The following is a 14,234-nucleotide window of genomic DNA, read 5'->3' as shown; positions in this document are numbered from 1 at the left end:
TCACTCCGCATCAATGGCGTCGCCTTGCACCGCCGCGAGAACACGATCGACCTCACGGCCGGACAGGCCGATGTATCGGGCCGGATCCGCAGCCGCCTCGATCTCATGGGGTGCGATGTGGGCCGTCACGGCCGGATCGCGCGAAAGGCTCTGGGCTAGCGTCAGACCCGAGGCGATGGCGTGCGTGCATGCCGCACTCACCATTTCGTGCGCATGATGGCGCCCGACGTGCGGCGCCAGCGCCATCATGACGGCCTCTGCGGCGATGAGACCCTGTGTCCGACCGAGATTGGCCTGCATCGCATCGGGCCTGACGACCAGTCCGCTGCAGAGGCGAACAGCGTTATCCATGGCCCGGGAGACCAGCGCGAACGCTTCCGGCAGCAGCAACCATTCGGCTTGCCACGGTCCCGTCGCCCGTTCGTGGTCGTGGACCGAAGCGTCGAGCATGGCGCTTGCCAGCCGGCGCAGCGACGGTCCGGTGCTGAGAATCTGCTCGCAGATGATCGGGTTACGCTTGTGCGGCATGGTGCTGGATGCGCCATGGCCCTGACCGCCTGGCTCCAGCACTTCGCCGACCTCGGTCTGCGCCATCAACACGACATCGGTCGCGATCTTGCTCAGGGTCGCAGAGATCAGCCCAAGCAGGCAAACCGTCTCGGCCAAACCATCGCGCGCTGCGTGCCATGCCACCAGGGGCTCGCCGAGTCCGAGCTCGCTGGCCAGCGCAGCGCGGACGCTGTCGCCGTCATCGCCGAGTGATGCGAAAGTGCCGACCGCACCGCCGAACTGGACCTGGAGGACTCTTGGTTTGAGTTCGGCGAGACGTTGCCTGTGGCGCAGCAGGCCCGACAGCCAGACGGAAACCTTGAACCCGAAGGTGATCGGGATCGCGTGTTGAAGCTTGGTCCTGCCGACCATCGGCGTATCGCGATGGGTACGCGCCAGATCCGCAAGCGTCGATATCAGGCGCTCCAGATCGCGGTGGATGAGCTCGAGCGCGTCGCGCATCTGCATCACGAGCGCGGTGTCCATGATGTCCTGACTCGTGGCACCCCAATGGACGAATTCGCCATGGGGTTTGCCGGTGAGCCGGATCAGCTGCTCGACCAGATTCACGACCGGCAAACCAGCGCGCAAGGTGCCGGCGGCCAATTCGTCGAGATCGATTAGTTCAGCACGTGCAGCGGAGGCGATCGCAGCAGCAGCCTCGGCAGGAATCAAACCGAGCTGCCCTTGCACCTTCGCCAGCGCGACCTCGACCAGGAGCATGGACTCAAGCGAATTGCGCTCACCGAAAATAGTGCGCATCGGGGCGGTGCTGAAAATATCGGCGAGGTGACGGCTGCTGAAGACCGTTCCGGGCTCGAAACTCAGCATGGCCGTGTCGCGATCATGGATGGACGAACGCGCGCGCGTTCAAACCATCCGGCAAGCCTTGGTCTCTCGGAACGCCATGACAGATGCCCCGCGCGAAAATCGATATAGTCAAGTGCACAGGCGAGCCCGATGTCGCCGAGGTCGAAGCGCCGGTCATCGAGGTCGAATCGGGCTTCGATCGACGACAGCGTCCGCGCAATCGCTCGCTCCTGACGCGCAACCCAATCCGCCCAGCGCAACTCCGATGGCCTGCGTCCTTCGATGGCGCAGATGAAGGTTGCATCGATCAGGCCCTGATACAGAGCGGCGCGTCCAAGACAGAGGTGACGTGCAGGCTCTTCGTTCGGGATCAGTTGCGAGCCGATGGTCAGGCCGTGCAGGGCCTGACCGATCGTGTCGCTCTCGGTCACGAGGGTGCCGTTGGCGAGAACGAGTGCCGGCACTTTGGAGAGCGGGGTGATGTCGGTGAAATGATGCAGCTCGGGCCAGGGATCGACTTCGACAAACTGAATCGCCTCGCTTAACCCGAGTTCGTGAATGGAGACCCGTACCTTGCGGGCGTATGGCGACGTCTGATTGAAGAATAGCCGCATCGGTCGGTATCGATTCCTCCGTCGTCGCGCCTCATTGCGCGGCCGTACGGCTTGACTTCGATCAAGCCTAGGTTACCCCCTCGTTTTGTAAAAATGCATTATTGCGATACATGCGTTCTGAATTGGAGAACGCCGTTGAGCGCGCTGGAATTCGGATATGGCCAAGCGCGATCATGTGTGGGTTGCAGATCGTCGCCGAGAAGATCAAAGCCGCTAACGCAAGCTTCTCCGACGGAAGCGTCCTGTACCTACCGCCAAGCTCCTGAGGCGTCGAATCGGCCAAATGCCAAGCCTTGCAAATAGTGAGGATGTGGTATACGTTGAGGCTGTTCGTTCAGCCGCTGTGCCTTGTTGAATGCGCCCGCGGGCTCCTTTTCCATAGACATCGACGAATAGAATTTGTTCTGCGTGACGATCACGCGGAACCTGCGCGTATGCGCTTTGGAGAAGAAAATGACGACAGGTACTGTGAAGTGGTTTAACGGCCAGAAGGGCTTTGGATTCATTCAGCCGAACGACGGCGGCAACGATGTGTTCGTTCACATCAGCGCGGTCGAGCGGGCTGGTCTTGCAGGTCTCGCTGAAGGCCAAAAGGTCAACTTCGAGCTCAAGACCGACAAGATGCGGGGCAAGGTCAGCGCTGAGAATCTCTCGCTGGCCTAAAGCCTTGATGCCGTTTCACGGATGTACTGAAACGGCAATGCCACCCGCTCGATCCCAGGATTGAGCGGGTTTTGTCCGTTGCAGAGCAGGGTGAATAATGAGCGCCAAGAGACCGGCCGAACCGTCACCCGAAAGCATCGCGCGTTCTAACCGTCAGCGTTTGGCCGCCGAGGAAGGCGCTCGGGCGATGGTGGATGTTGGAAAGCAAGCCGTTGATGTTCGCAAGAACATGGCGCGGCTTCGAGAGCTGCGCGAAGCCAAGGAAGCGGCAGACGCCGCCCTTCAGGCATCGCTGCCTCCGGTCACCCCGACGAAGCGCAAGAAGAAGGTGACGCCGTAGCTGCCTTACATTGCGCCGACGACACCTCGGAGAGGGCCGATCACATGCCAAAGAGTGCGGGTCGTGCCTAGAATCAAGTTGGACGGCGGTGGCACCATCACCTTCTTTCTCGCGCTTGGCGCGGGCCGACAGATGTGCCGCCTTGCGACGACGTTCCTGACGCAGAAGCAGGCTTTCAGTTATCTTCGCAAGAACCGGACCGAGTTCGAGCGCATGGCGCGGGCGCAGCTCGCTTCTGGTGCAGTCGAAGACGGAATCGTCGTGCTCTCGATGCTGTAGATCAGGCGGATTTCGGCGCCCCGCCTTCAGCGGAATTCGAGCCCCGTCCGCGCTTATTCGGAACGGCTTCCCGGCTTGGCCTCCCGAGCCAATCGCTCCGCTTTCAGCCGCTCGCGATTCTCGTTGAAGGAGTTCTGGTCCTTCGCATAGTCGTTGATCGGCTTCTGCGTTGTCGCAGGCTTGAACGCCTTGTTGGCTTCACGCTTGGCGCGATCAGAGGATTGATCTTTCGACATTTGAGCCCTCAATTTGATCAACGAGCGTGGTCCTGGCGAGTGCCGGACGCGACGCCACCCGTGCCTGAACTGAAAGGCCGGCTTGCCATCCTCGGAAGCGAAGGCGACCAGTTCTTCAGCGTGGGGCAGGTTCTTTGCGAGGCGTACTGCACTCGCTGTGGAGATGGCATGCTGGTATTTCCGGGCATGCTCGCATTTCCGGGAGCACGCCGGTCGAGGGAGTAACGGCCGGCCACCGCGTCTGTTCCTCGCGAACCAATCTTTAATCCAGCCTTGGCGGCGCGGCAAGCGTGCCGATCGTGCGATGCGCCCCCTTTGCGCGCCAACAAAAAGGCCGCCGAAGTCGGCGGCCTTTCGCGTCGTGAGATAAGCCCGCTTACTCCGCGGCCTGCTTCTGCGGCGGGTCGAGCGCGCCGGACTTGTGGATATCGGCGACCTGGTGGTCGCTGAAGCCGAGCACCGAGCGCAGGATCTCGTCGGTGTGCTCTCCGAGCAGCGGGGAGCGCTCCACCTCGCTCGGGGAGTCCGACAGCTTGATCGGGTTGCCGACCGAGATGTACTTGCCGCGGGTGGGGTGGTCGACCTCGACCACGGTGCCGGTCGCGCGCAGCGACTGGTCCTCGGCGATCTCCTTCATCGACAGGATCGGGCCGCAGGGGATGTCGTCCTTGTTGAGGATTTCCATCGCCTCGAACTTCGTCTTCGTCATCGTCCACTGTTCGATGCGGCCGAAGATCTCGTTGAGGCGCGGCAGGCGGACGGTCGGCTTGGCGTAGTTCGGGTCGGTCTTCCAGGTCGGCTCGCCGATTACGTCGCAGATCTTCTCCCAAACCGGGGCTTGGGTGATGAAGTAGATGTAGGCGTTGGGATCGGTCTCCCAGCCCTTGCACTTCAGGATGCGGCCGGGCTGGCCGCCGCCGGAATCGTTGCCGGCACGCGGCACGGCATCGCCGAACGGAATGCCTTCGCCGAACTGGCTGTATTCCTTGAGCGGACCATGGGCGAGGCGCTGCTGGTCGCGCAGCTTGACGCGCGCGAGATTGAGCACGCCGTCCTGCATCGCTGCCGTCACCTTCTGGCCCTTGCCGGAATGGGTGCGCTGATAGAGTGCGGTGACGATGCCGAGCGCCAGATGCAGACCGGTGCCGCTATCGCCGATCTGCGCGCCGGTGACCAGCGGCAGGCCGTCGCGGAAGCCGGTCGTGGAGGCGGCGCCGCCGGTGCACTGCGCGACGTTCTCATAGACCTTGCAGTCTTCGTACGGTCCGGGACCAAAGCCCTTGATCGAGGCGACGATCATCTTCGGGTTGATCGCCTGGATCTTCTCCCAGGGGAAGCCCATGCGGTCGAGCACGCCGGGGCCGAAGTTCTCGACCAGCACGTCGCACTTCTTGATCAACTCGGTGAGGACTTCCTTGCCCTTGGGGTTCTTGGTGTCGAGCGTGATCGAGCGCTTGTTGTGGTTGAGCATGGTGAAATACAGGCTGTCCACGTTCGGGATGTCCTGCAGCTGGCCGCGGGTGATGTCGCCCACACCCGGACGTTCCACCTTGATCACGTCCGCGCCGAACCATGCGAGCAACTGCGTGCAGGTCGGCCCGGACTGGACGTGGGTGAAGTCGAGAATGCGAACGCCCTCGAGCGCTTTTGTCATCGTGTTGCTCCGTACTCTGATCTACCCCTGCACCCGCAGGGACCTTATGGGTTGAAGGGGAGTGCTTACTTCTTCTTCTGCAGAACGCTCTGCGGATTGAGGTTGCCGATGCGGCCGCTCTCGGAACCGGCGGCCGGATCGATCACGGCGTTGATGAGCGTCGGCTTGCCCGAGGCCATGGCTTCGTTGACGGCGCGTTTGAGCTCGTCGGGAGAGGTGGCGTTCACGCCGACGCCGCCGAAGGCTTCCATCATCTTGTCGTAGCGCGCGCCCTTGACGAACACGGTCGTTGCCGGATCGGCGTTGGCGCCGTTGACGTCGGTGCCGCGATAGATGCCGTCATTGTTGAAGATGACGACGCAGATCGGCAAATTGTAGCGGCAGATGGTTTCGACCTCCATGCCGGAGAAGCCGAAGGCCGAGTCGCCTTCCACCGCGAGCACGGGATGGCCGGTCTCGAGAGCCGCCGCGATGGCCTGGCCCATGCCGATGCCCATCACGCCCCAGGTGCCGACGTCGAGACGCTTGCGGGGCTTGTACATGTCGATGACGCCGCGGGCGAGGTCGAGCGTGTTGGCGCCCTCGTTGACGAGGATGGCCTCGGGATGATCCTTGATGACGTTCTTCAGCACGCCGAGCGCGCCGTGATAGTCCATCGGCGATTTGTTGTTCATGAGCTTCGGCGCCATCTTGGCGACGTTCTCTTCGCGCTTGGTCGAAATCGCCTTGGTCCATTCGGTCGGCGGAGCGGTCCAGCCCGACGCCATCGCCTGATTGAAGGCGGAGACGACCGAGCCGATGTCGCCGACGACGGGTGCGACGATCTCGACGTTGGAGTCCATTTCCCTGGGCTCGATGTCGACCTGGATGAACTTCTTGGGCGCTTCGCCCCAGTTCTTGCCCTTGCCGTGCGAGAGCAGCCAGTTCAGCCGGGCGCCGATTAGCAGCACGACGTCGGATTCCTTCAGCACCGTTGAGCGGGCGGCGCCTGCGCACTGCGGATGCGTGTCGGAGAGGAGGCCCTTGGCCATGCTCATCGGCAGGAAGGGGATGCCGCTCTTCTCGACGAAGGTTTTGATCTCCTCGTCGGCCTGCGCGTAGGCCGCGCCCTTGCCGAGGATGATGAGCGGACGTTTTGCGCTCTTCAAAACATCAAGCGCGCGCTTGATCGAAGCGGGCGAGGGGATCTGCGCGGGAGCCGCGTCGATCACCTTGACCAGCGACTTCTGGCCTGCATCGGCGTTCATCACCTGGCCGAACAGTTTTGCCGGCAGGTCGAGATAGACGCCGCCCGGACGGCCGGAGACGGCGGCACGGATGGCGCGGGCCAGACCGATGCCGATGTCCTGGGCGTGCAGCACGCGATAGGCCGCCTTGCACAGCGGCTTGGCGATCGCGAGCTGGTCCATCTCTTCGTAGTCGCCCTGCTGGAGGTCGACGATCTCGCGCTCGGAGGAGCCCGAGATCAGGATCATCGGGTAGCAGTTGGTGGTGGCGTGCGCGAGGGCGGTGAGACCGTTGAGGAAGCCGGGCGCGGAGACGGTGAGGCAGATGCCGGGCTTCTTGGTGAGGTAGCCGGCGATGCCCGCCGCATAGCCGGCGTTCTGCTCGTGGCGGAACGAAATCATGCGAATACCGGCCGCCTGCGCCATGCGGCCCAAATCCGTGATCGGGATGCCCGGCACATTATAGACGGTGTTGATGCCGTTCAGCTTGAGCGCGTCGATGACGAGATGAAAACCATCCGTCAATTCCTGCTCGGTGCCCGGTGCTTCGGACTTGGTCGCGGTATTCAGCATGGGCCTTGTCTCCCTGGTCTCAAGATGCCGTTTCGGGCTTTTGGGGGCGATGCCTCGCCCTTCTGGTGAACGTTGCTGGCTAGAAGAGTTCCTGACCATGCGCTTCGACGTAAGCTGCAAGGCCAAGGGTGTGATCGCGGGCGCGCTTCTCGGCGAGCTCGGTGTCGCGCGCCTCCAGGGCTTCGATCATGCCGAGATGCTCGGGAAGCGAAGTCGCGGTGCGGTCCTTGCGTCCGATGGTCAATTGCCGATAGCCGCGCACGTGCAGCAGCAGGTCGTTGGTGAGATCGACCAGCACCGGCGATTCCGACAGCGAGATCAGCGCCTGGTGGAAGGCGATGTTGGCGCGCGAATATTCCTCGACGTGATCCTCGGGCAGGCGATCCTTGCCAAAATCCTTGAAGTAGTCGCGCAACGCCGTGATGTCTTTCTTGCGGGCCGTGGCCGTGATGAGGCGGGCGGCCATGCTCTCCAGCGCCGCCCAGGCGCGGATCATGTCGACGATCTCGCTCTTGGTCCTTCGCACCACCATGATGCCGCGACGCGGGACCGTCTTCACGAAGCCGTCCTGCTCGAGCATCGCGATGGCTTCGCGGATCGGCGTGCGGCTCACGCCCAGGCGCTCGGACAACGCGCGCTCGTCGAGCATGACCGGCTCGGGCGTCGAGTAGATGTCCATCTTGAGGATGGCTTCCTTCAAGGCGTCATACGCCTTGTTCTTGAAGCTCGACTCCGGGGCAATACGAACGATTGCGATATCTGCCTCGGCCATGTTCGGCAACGCCTTGGTTGGTTTCCGCAGTGACACGACGAATCTCCTCCAGTGGGAGTCGTCTTTTACAGGAATATTAACGAGAAAGTTTTTGGCATACCAAATACCAGAATGTCAAGCTGCCTATTTTTTGCAGCATTCTAAGGTGCGCTGCAGCTTGACAAGTTGGCTTCTGGCATACCAAATGCCATCGCCAGCCATTTGTGATCCAAGCCGGCGGAGTAACCTCGGCTTTATGCCACTCCGTTCCGCGACATGGAACAGAGCGCGGCGAATGGAAAGCATCACGGGCAGCCGCAACACGCGCGCGCTTTGAGAACGCAAGAACCAAGGTCAAGGGAGAAGCCACATGTCCAATTCCAAAGATGCCGTCCGCAAGGTGCTTGACCAGGTCAAGGCGGACAAGCGCACCAGCCTGACCGCGCCGGAAGGCAAGCTGGTCTGCGATGCCTACGGCATTGCGGTGCCGAAGGAGGGGGTGGCGAAGTCGGCCGGCGAGGCCGGCAAGATGGCCTCCTCGATGGGCTTCCCAGTGGTGATGAAGATCGTCTCGCCGGACATTCTCCACAAGACCGAAGCCGGCGGTGTCATCGTCGGCCTCAAGACGGCCGAAGACGCCGAGAAGGCCTACGAGACGATTCTCTCCAATGCCAGGAAGTACAAGTCCGACGCCAAGATCGAGGGCGTCCAGGTGCAGCAGATGCTGGCCGGCGGCACCGAAGTGATCGTCGGGTCGATCACCGACGCCTCGTTCGGCAAGCTGGTTGCCTTCGGCCTCGGCGGCGTGCTGGTCGAAGTCCTGAAGGACATCACCTTCCGCCTCGCGCCCGCGACCAAGCAGGACGCGCTGTCGATGCTCGACGGCATCCAGGCGCATGAGATTTTGAAGGGCGTTCGTGGCGGCGAGCCGGTGAACCGGACGGCGCTCGCCGATGTCATCGTCAAGGTCTCGCAGCTCGTCACCGATTTCCCCGAGATCGTCGAGCTCGATCTCAACCCGGTGTTCGCCACGGCCAAGGACGCGATCGCGGCCGACGTCCGCATCGTCGTCGACTTCGCTTACGTGCCCAAGCCGAAGCCGCGCCCGACCGAAGAGATCGTCGCGGCCATGAGCCGCATCATGCAGCCGAAGGCGGTTGCCGTGGTCGGCGCTTCGGCCGAAGACGGCAAGATCGGCAATTCCGTGATGAAGAACCTCATCAACGGCGGTTACAAGGGCGACATCTACCCGATTCATCCAAAGGCCGCCGAGATCCTCGGCTACAAGGCCTATAAGAGCGTCAAGGACGTGCCCGGCGTAATCGACACCGCGGTGTTCGCAATTCCCGCGAAGTTCGTGGCCGGGGCGCTCATCGAGTGCGGCGAGAAGAAAATTCCCGGCGCGGTCCTGATTCCGTCCGGCTTCGCGGAAGCCGGCGCGCCGGAGCTCCAGGCCGAGATCGTCGAAATCGGCAAGAAATACGACATCCGCCTGATGGGGCCGAACATCTACGGCTTCTACTATACGCCTGCCAATCTCTGCGCGACCTTCTGCACCGCCTATGACGTCAAGGGCCACGCGGCGCTGTCCTCGCAGTCGGGCGGCATCGGCATGGCCATCATCGGCTTCTCCCGTTCGGCCAAGATGGGCGTGTCGGCGATCGTGGGCCTCGGCAACAAGTCCGACATCGACGAGGACGATCTGCTTGCTTTCTTCGAGCAGGATCCGAACACGAACCTGATCGCGCAGCACTGCGAAGACCTCAAGGACGGCCGCGCCTTTGCGGAAGCGGCAAAGCGCGTCTCCAAGAAAAAGCCGGTCATCGTGCTCAAGGCCGGCCGCACCTCGGCCGGTGCGAAGGCGGCCTCGTCGCACACCGGCGCGCTCGCCGGCAACGACAAGATCTACGAAGACGTCCTGGCGCAGTCCGGCGTGATCCGGGCGCGGTCGCTGCGACAGCTGCTCGAGTTCGCGCGGGGCGTGCCGGTGCTGCCGACGCCGAAAGGTGAGAACGTGCTGATCATCACGGGTGCAGGCGGCTCGGGCGTGCTGCTGTCGGACTCCTGCGTCGACAACGGCCTGTCGCTGATGGCGATGCCGGCGGATCTGGATGCGGCCTTCCGCAAGTTCATCCCGCCGTTTGGCGCGGCCGGAAATCCCGTGGACATCACCGGTGGCGAGCCGCCGATCACCTATGTCAACACGGTGAAGCTCGGCCTGACCGACGAGCGCATCCATTCGCTGATCCTCGGCTACTGGCACACCATCGTCACGCCGCCGATGGTGTTCGCCCGCAACATGGTCGAGGTGAAGAAGGAGATGGAGGCCAAGGGCTTCGTGAAGCCGATCGTCGCCTCGCTCGCCGGCGACGTCGAGGTCGAGGAGGCCGCCGAATATCTCTACCAGAACGGCATTCCGGCATATGCCTATTCGACCGAGCTGCCGGTCGAGGTCCTGGGCGCCAAGTACAAGTGGGCGCGTGGGGCAGGGCTGCTCTGAGCGTCATCATTCTGGTCATCCCGGGGCGATGCGCGGCATCGAACTCCAGTGCGCGATTGCGCACCTGAGGATATCGAGATTCCGGGTTCGCGCTTACGCGCGCCCCGGAATGACGATAGCCAAAGCGGCAGGTCGCGATGGGCAGGAACGTGATCCGGCGTAAACCGCTCGAGCCCCGCTCGCCGTCGGAGGCCGACCACGAGGCGCGTGACGGTGGCGTGCAGTCGGTTGACCGCGCGCTGTCGATCCTGGAGACATTGTCCGAGGACGACGAGGGTTATCGCCTCAGCGACCTCGCCGTTCGCACCGGGCTGTCGGCCTCGACCGTGCACCGGCTGCTGGCGACGCTGGAAAGCCGCCGCTTCGTGCAATTCGACCGCGCCCAATCCAAATGGCATGTCGGCGTGCGCAGCTTCACGGTGGGCGCGAGCTTTGCGAGGCGGCGCAATTTCAGCGCCCAGGCCATTCCCTACTTGCGCAAGCTGCGCGATCTCACCCGCGAGACGGCCAATCTTGCCATGGTCGACGACGAGTTCATCATCGTGCTGACCCGCATGGAGAGCCGCGAGATCATGCGCTCGCTGACCCAAGTCGGCGGCCGCGTCCCGATGGTGACGTCGGGCGTCGGCAAGGCGGTGCTCGCGACCTATTCCGACGAGGATGTCGGCGCCGTCATCCGCCATCACGGCATGCCCCGCCTGACCGAGAAGTCGATCGTGCGGCCGAGCGACCTGTTCAAGGAGCTCGAAAAGATCCGCAAGCAAGGCTACGCGCTGGATGATGAAGAGGCCTGCATGGGCCTGCGCTGCGTTGCCGCGGTGGTCTACAATGACTGCGCCGAGCCGCTCGCGGCGATTTCGGTTTCCGGCATGACCAGCCGGCTGACCGATCAAAGGTTGCCGGAAATCGGGCAAGTCGTCCGGAATGTTGCCGCCGAACTGACGGCCGCGCTCGGCGGGGCAATTCCGGCGCCCCGCTAATCGGAAACCCGGTATGTCACTGGACAGTGTCGGCCGTTTTGGCTGATATGCGACCAAACGACACGATGCGGCAAACGTTCGCATGAGCCCGGAGACGTCCCCATGTTTCAACTTCCCGCGCGCCTCGTCCGCGCAGCCGTCGCGTTGACCCTTGCGGCAGCCACGCCGGCCTTTGCCCAGCAGCTCGAGCTCAAGCTGATGGCACCGGCGGCGCCGGGCGGTGGCTGGGACCAGACCGCGCGCTCGATGCAGCAGGCGCTGGTCGCTGCCGGGGTCGCACGCAGCGTGCAGGTCACCAACGTTCCCGGCGCAGGCGGCAGCGTCGGCATCGCGCAGTTCGTCAACGGCGCCAAGGGTGACGGTAACCAGCTGATGGTCAACGGCTTCGTCATGGTGGGCGCGCTCGCCATGAACAAATCACCCGTTACGCTCGAGCAGGTGACGCCGATCGCGCGCCTCACCGAGGAAATCCAGGTGATCGTGGTGCCGGCGAATTCGCCGATCAAGACCGCGCAGGATCTGGCCGCGGCGGTGAAGGCCGACATCGCCAAGGTGACCTTCGCCGGCGGCTCGGCCGGCGGCGTCGATCACGTGATGGCGGCATTGTTCGCCGGCGCCGTTGGCGCCGACGCGAAGAAGATCAATTACATCCCGTTCTCGGGCGGCGGCGAGTCGCTCGCCGCCATTCTCGGCGCGAAGGTCACCGCCGGCATTTCGGGCCTCAGCGAATATGACGGGCAGATCAAGTCCGGCAAGCTGCGCGCGATCGGCGTGACCTCGGAGAAGCGCATTCCAGGCAGCGACATCCCGACCTTCAAGGAGCAGGGCATCGACCTCGTGATCGCCAACTGGCGTTCGGTGGTCGCGCCTCCCGGAATCACGCCGGAGCAGCGCAAGACGCTGAGCGACGCGGTCGAGAAGATGGTGAAGTCGGACGCCTGGAAGGACATCCTCAAGCAGAAGGGCTGGGAGGATGCCTATCTCGGCGGCGACGCCTTCGCCGAGTTCCTGAAGAAGGAAACGATACGTGTGACCGACGTGCTGAGATCAGTTGGCCTGGTCAAGTCATGACCACAGGCGATCCCGTCCAGCCGCCGCGGCGCGTCGACCGCGCCGGCATCGTCATTGCCGCGTCGCTCGCAGGTCTTGCCGCGGTGCTGGTCTGGGACGCGCGCGGCCTGCAATCCACCGCGATGTACGGGATGGGGCCGGAAGCCATGCCGGTCGTGATCGCCTCCGGCCTCGCGCTGCTCGCGATCGGCAATTTCATCGACGCGTGGCGTGGTAACCTGCCGGCGCGCGAAAGCGCCGATCCCGTGCCCGTTGTCTTGATCCTCGCGGGCCTTGCGCTGCTGATCGCCATCATCGGCTTCGGCGGTGGGTTCATCCTGGCAACGTCGGCGCTGTTCGTCACGACCTCGGCGGCATTTGGGCGCCGGGCCGTCCTGGTTGATTCCGCCATCGCCCTCGTGATGTCGACCCTCGTTTACCTTGCATTCGATCGGCTGTTGACGTTGAGCCTTCCGGCCGGCCCCCTGGAGCGACTGCTGTGATGGACACCTTTGCCGCGCTGGCGCATGGCATGGCGGTCGCCGTCCAGCCGATGAATCTCCTCTACGCCCTGATCGGCGTGTTCCTCGGCACCGCCGTGGGCGTGCTGCCCGGCATCGGCCCAGCGTTGACGGTCGCGCTGTTGCTGCCGGTGACGTACAAGCTCGATCCCGGCGGTTCGCTGATCATGTTTGCCGGCATCTATTACGGCGGGATGTATGGCGGATCGACCACGGCCATCTTGATCAACACGCCCGGCGAGAGCGCCTCGATGGCGACGGCGCTCGAAGGCAACAAGATGGCCAAGGCCGGCCGCGGCGGGCCGGCGCTCGCGACCTCCGCGATCGGCTCCTTCGTCGCCGGCACCATTGCCACCATCGGGCTTGCCTTTCTCGCGCCGTGGCTGGTCGATTTCGCCGTGCGCTTTGGCCCGGAGGATTATTTCGCGCTGATGTGCGTCGCCTTCGTCACGGTGTCGGCGACCTTCGGCGATTCCCCGATCCGTGGCCTGACCAGCCTGTTCATTGGTCTGACGTTGGGCCTCGTCGGCATCGACAAGCTGACCGGTCAGGCGCGGCTTGCGTTCGGCGTGCCCGAGCTGCTCGACGGCGTCGAGGTGACGACGCTCGCGGTCGGCCTGTTCGCGGTGGGCGAGGCGCTCTACGTCGCATCGCGCCGCCACCACACCGAGGAGAAGCTCGAGCCGGTGCGCGGCTCGCTGTGGATGACCAAGGAAGACTGGAAGCGGTCGTGGAAACCGTGGCTGCGCGGCACCATGTTCGGCTTCCCGATCGGTGCGCTGCCTGCCGGCGGCGCGGAGATCCCGACCTTCCTGTCCTATTCCTGCGAGAAGCGGCTGACCAAATACCCCGAAGAATTCGGCAAGGGCGCGATCGAAGGCGTCGCAGGACCGGAGGCCGCCAACAACGCTTCGGCTGCGGGCACGCTGGTGCCGCTCCTGACGTTGGGATTGCCGACCTCGGCGACGGCCGCGATGATGCTGGCGGGCTTCCAGCAATACGGCCTCAACCCGGGGCCGCTGCTGTTCGCCGAGCGGCCCGACCTCGTATGGGGTCTGATCGCGAGCCTGTTCATCGCCAATTGCATGCTGCTGGTGCTCAATCTGCCGCTGGTTGGCCTGTGGGTGCGGCTGCTGGCGATCCCGCAGCCGTGGCTCTATGCCGGCATCCTCGTGTTCGCGACCATGGGCACCATCGCCGCAAAGCCGTCGGTGGTCGAACTGTCGATGCTGGCCGGCTTCGGCGTGCTCGGCTTTCTGATGCGGCGCTTCGATTTTCCGATCGCACCCGTCGTGGTCGGCCTGATCCTCGGCCCGATCGCCGAGAGCCAGCTGCGTCGCGCGCTCGCGATCAGTCTCGGCGATCCCATGACACTGCTCCAGAGCCCGATCTCGGCGACGCTGCTTGCGCTGGCGTTGATCGCGCTGCTGGCACCCTTCGTGCTTAAAGGGATGGGACGCTTCAAGGCGAACGAGGACTAGCCATCCC

At 63.7% G+C, this 14,234-nt stretch carries 14 protein-coding genes; 8 read left to right on the top strand and 6 right to left on the bottom strand.

Annotation, left to right across the window (positions count from 1 at the left end; genetic code table 11):
* Together pcaB and C7G41_RS09935 are read right to left on the bottom strand one after the other, a co-directional pair.
* Complete coding sequence (gene pcaB, locus C7G41_RS09940) at positions 1 to 1,380, bottom strand: 3-carboxy-cis,cis-muconate cycloisomerase (RefSeq protein ID WP_106942400.1); 1,380 nt, start codon at positions 1,378 to 1,380, stop codon at positions 1 to 3.
* Entirely contained in the window at positions 1,374 to 1,973 is a 600-nt protein-coding gene (locus tag C7G41_RS09935) for a glutathione S-transferase family protein (RefSeq protein WP_106942399.1), read from the bottom strand. The genes pcaB and C7G41_RS09935 overlap by 7 nt, the downstream gene beginning before the upstream one ends.
* Before the next feature lie 453 nt (positions 1,974 to 2,426).
* Here C7G41_RS09935 and C7G41_RS09930 point away from each other — a divergent pair, with 453 nt between their 5' ends.
* The 3 genes from C7G41_RS09930 (at position 2,427) to C7G41_RS09920 (ending at position 3,255) form a co-directional block, all read left to right on the top strand.
* Positions 2,427 to 2,636, top strand: coding sequence for a cold-shock protein (locus C7G41_RS09930; protein ID WP_007593324.1), 210 nt, complete (start codon positions 2,427 to 2,429; stop codon positions 2,634 to 2,636).
* Positions 2,637 to 2,733: 97 nt separating this feature from the next.
* Positions 2,734 to 2,976, top strand: a complete 243-nt coding sequence (locus C7G41_RS09925) for a hypothetical protein (protein WP_007608356.1) — start codon at positions 2,734 to 2,736, stop codon at positions 2,974 to 2,976.
* A gap of 54 nt (positions 2,977 to 3,030) precedes the next feature.
* A complete protein-coding gene (locus C7G41_RS09920; protein WP_007608359.1) occupies positions 3,031 to 3,255 on the top strand; it encodes a hypothetical protein in 225 nt (74 codons plus the stop codon).
* Positions 3,256 to 3,308: 53 nt separating this feature from the next.
* Here C7G41_RS09920 and C7G41_RS09915 read toward each other — a convergent pair whose 3' ends face one another.
* From C7G41_RS09915 to C7G41_RS09900, 4 genes are all read right to left on the bottom strand, one after another.
* Positions 3,309 to 3,491, bottom strand: coding sequence for a hypothetical protein (locus C7G41_RS09915; protein WP_007593314.1), 183 nt, complete (start codon positions 3,489 to 3,491; stop codon positions 3,309 to 3,311).
* Between the two features lie 376 nt (positions 3,492 to 3,867).
* The gene (frc, locus tag C7G41_RS09910; protein WP_106942398.1) at positions 3,868 to 5,145 is read right to left on the bottom strand and encodes a formyl-CoA transferase; all 1,278 of its coding nucleotides are present in this window, start codon (positions 5,143 to 5,145) and stop codon (positions 3,868 to 3,870) included.
* 65 nt (positions 5,146 to 5,210) lie between these two features.
* Positions 5,211 to 6,944 carry an oxalyl-CoA decarboxylase gene (gene oxc, locus C7G41_RS09905; RefSeq protein WP_106942397.1) on the bottom strand — a complete coding sequence of 578 codons (1,734 nt, stop codon included), beginning with the start codon at positions 6,942 to 6,944 and terminating at the stop codon, positions 5,211 to 5,213.
* Between the two features lie 79 nt (positions 6,945 to 7,023).
* On the bottom strand, positions 7,024 to 7,716 hold the full coding sequence (locus C7G41_RS09900; RefSeq protein WP_197031202.1) for a GntR family transcriptional regulator: 693 nt from the start codon (positions 7,714 to 7,716) through the stop codon (positions 7,024 to 7,026).
* Positions 7,717 to 8,065: 349 nt separating this feature from the next.
* On the opposite strand from C7G41_RS09900, the gene C7G41_RS09895 reads away from it, so the two are divergent.
* The 5 genes from C7G41_RS09895 to C7G41_RS09875 all read left to right on the top strand — a co-directional run bounded on the left by C7G41_RS09895 (position 8,066) and on the right by C7G41_RS09875 (position 14,227).
* The gene (locus tag C7G41_RS09895) at positions 8,066 to 10,195 is read left to right on the top strand and encodes an acetate--CoA ligase family protein (protein WP_106942395.1); all 2,130 of its coding nucleotides are present in this window, start codon (positions 8,066 to 8,068) and stop codon (positions 10,193 to 10,195) included.
* Between the two features lie 137 nt (positions 10,196 to 10,332).
* Positions 10,333 to 11,175, top strand: a complete 843-nt coding sequence (locus tag C7G41_RS09890) for an IclR family transcriptional regulator (RefSeq protein ID WP_106942394.1) — start codon at positions 10,333 to 10,335, stop codon at positions 11,173 to 11,175.
* Between the two features lie 102 nt (positions 11,176 to 11,277).
* Positions 11,278 to 12,246: a tripartite tricarboxylate transporter substrate binding protein gene (locus tag C7G41_RS09885; RefSeq protein ID WP_106942393.1), complete on the top strand. Its 969-nt coding sequence runs from the start codon at positions 11,278 to 11,280 to the stop codon at positions 12,244 to 12,246.
* A complete protein-coding gene (locus C7G41_RS09880) occupies positions 12,243 to 12,728 on the top strand; it encodes a tripartite tricarboxylate transporter TctB family protein (RefSeq protein WP_106942392.1) in 486 nt (161 codons plus the stop codon). The genes C7G41_RS09885 and C7G41_RS09880 overlap by 4 nt, the downstream gene beginning before the upstream one ends.
* Positions 12,728 to 14,227: a tripartite tricarboxylate transporter permease gene (locus C7G41_RS09875; protein ID WP_027517005.1), complete on the top strand. Its 1,500-nt coding sequence runs from the start codon at positions 12,728 to 12,730 to the stop codon at positions 14,225 to 14,227. Before C7G41_RS09880 ends, C7G41_RS09875 begins: the two co-directional genes overlap by 1 nt.
* Positions 14,228 to 14,234 lie beyond the last annotated feature (7 nt).

Origin of the sequence: Bradyrhizobium sp. MOS002 (genome assembly GCF_003020115.1) — a bacterium.
Classification (GTDB): domain Bacteria; phylum Pseudomonadota; class Alphaproteobacteria; order Rhizobiales; family Xanthobacteraceae; genus Bradyrhizobium.
This window is presented reverse-complemented; position numbering and strand designations above follow the sequence as displayed.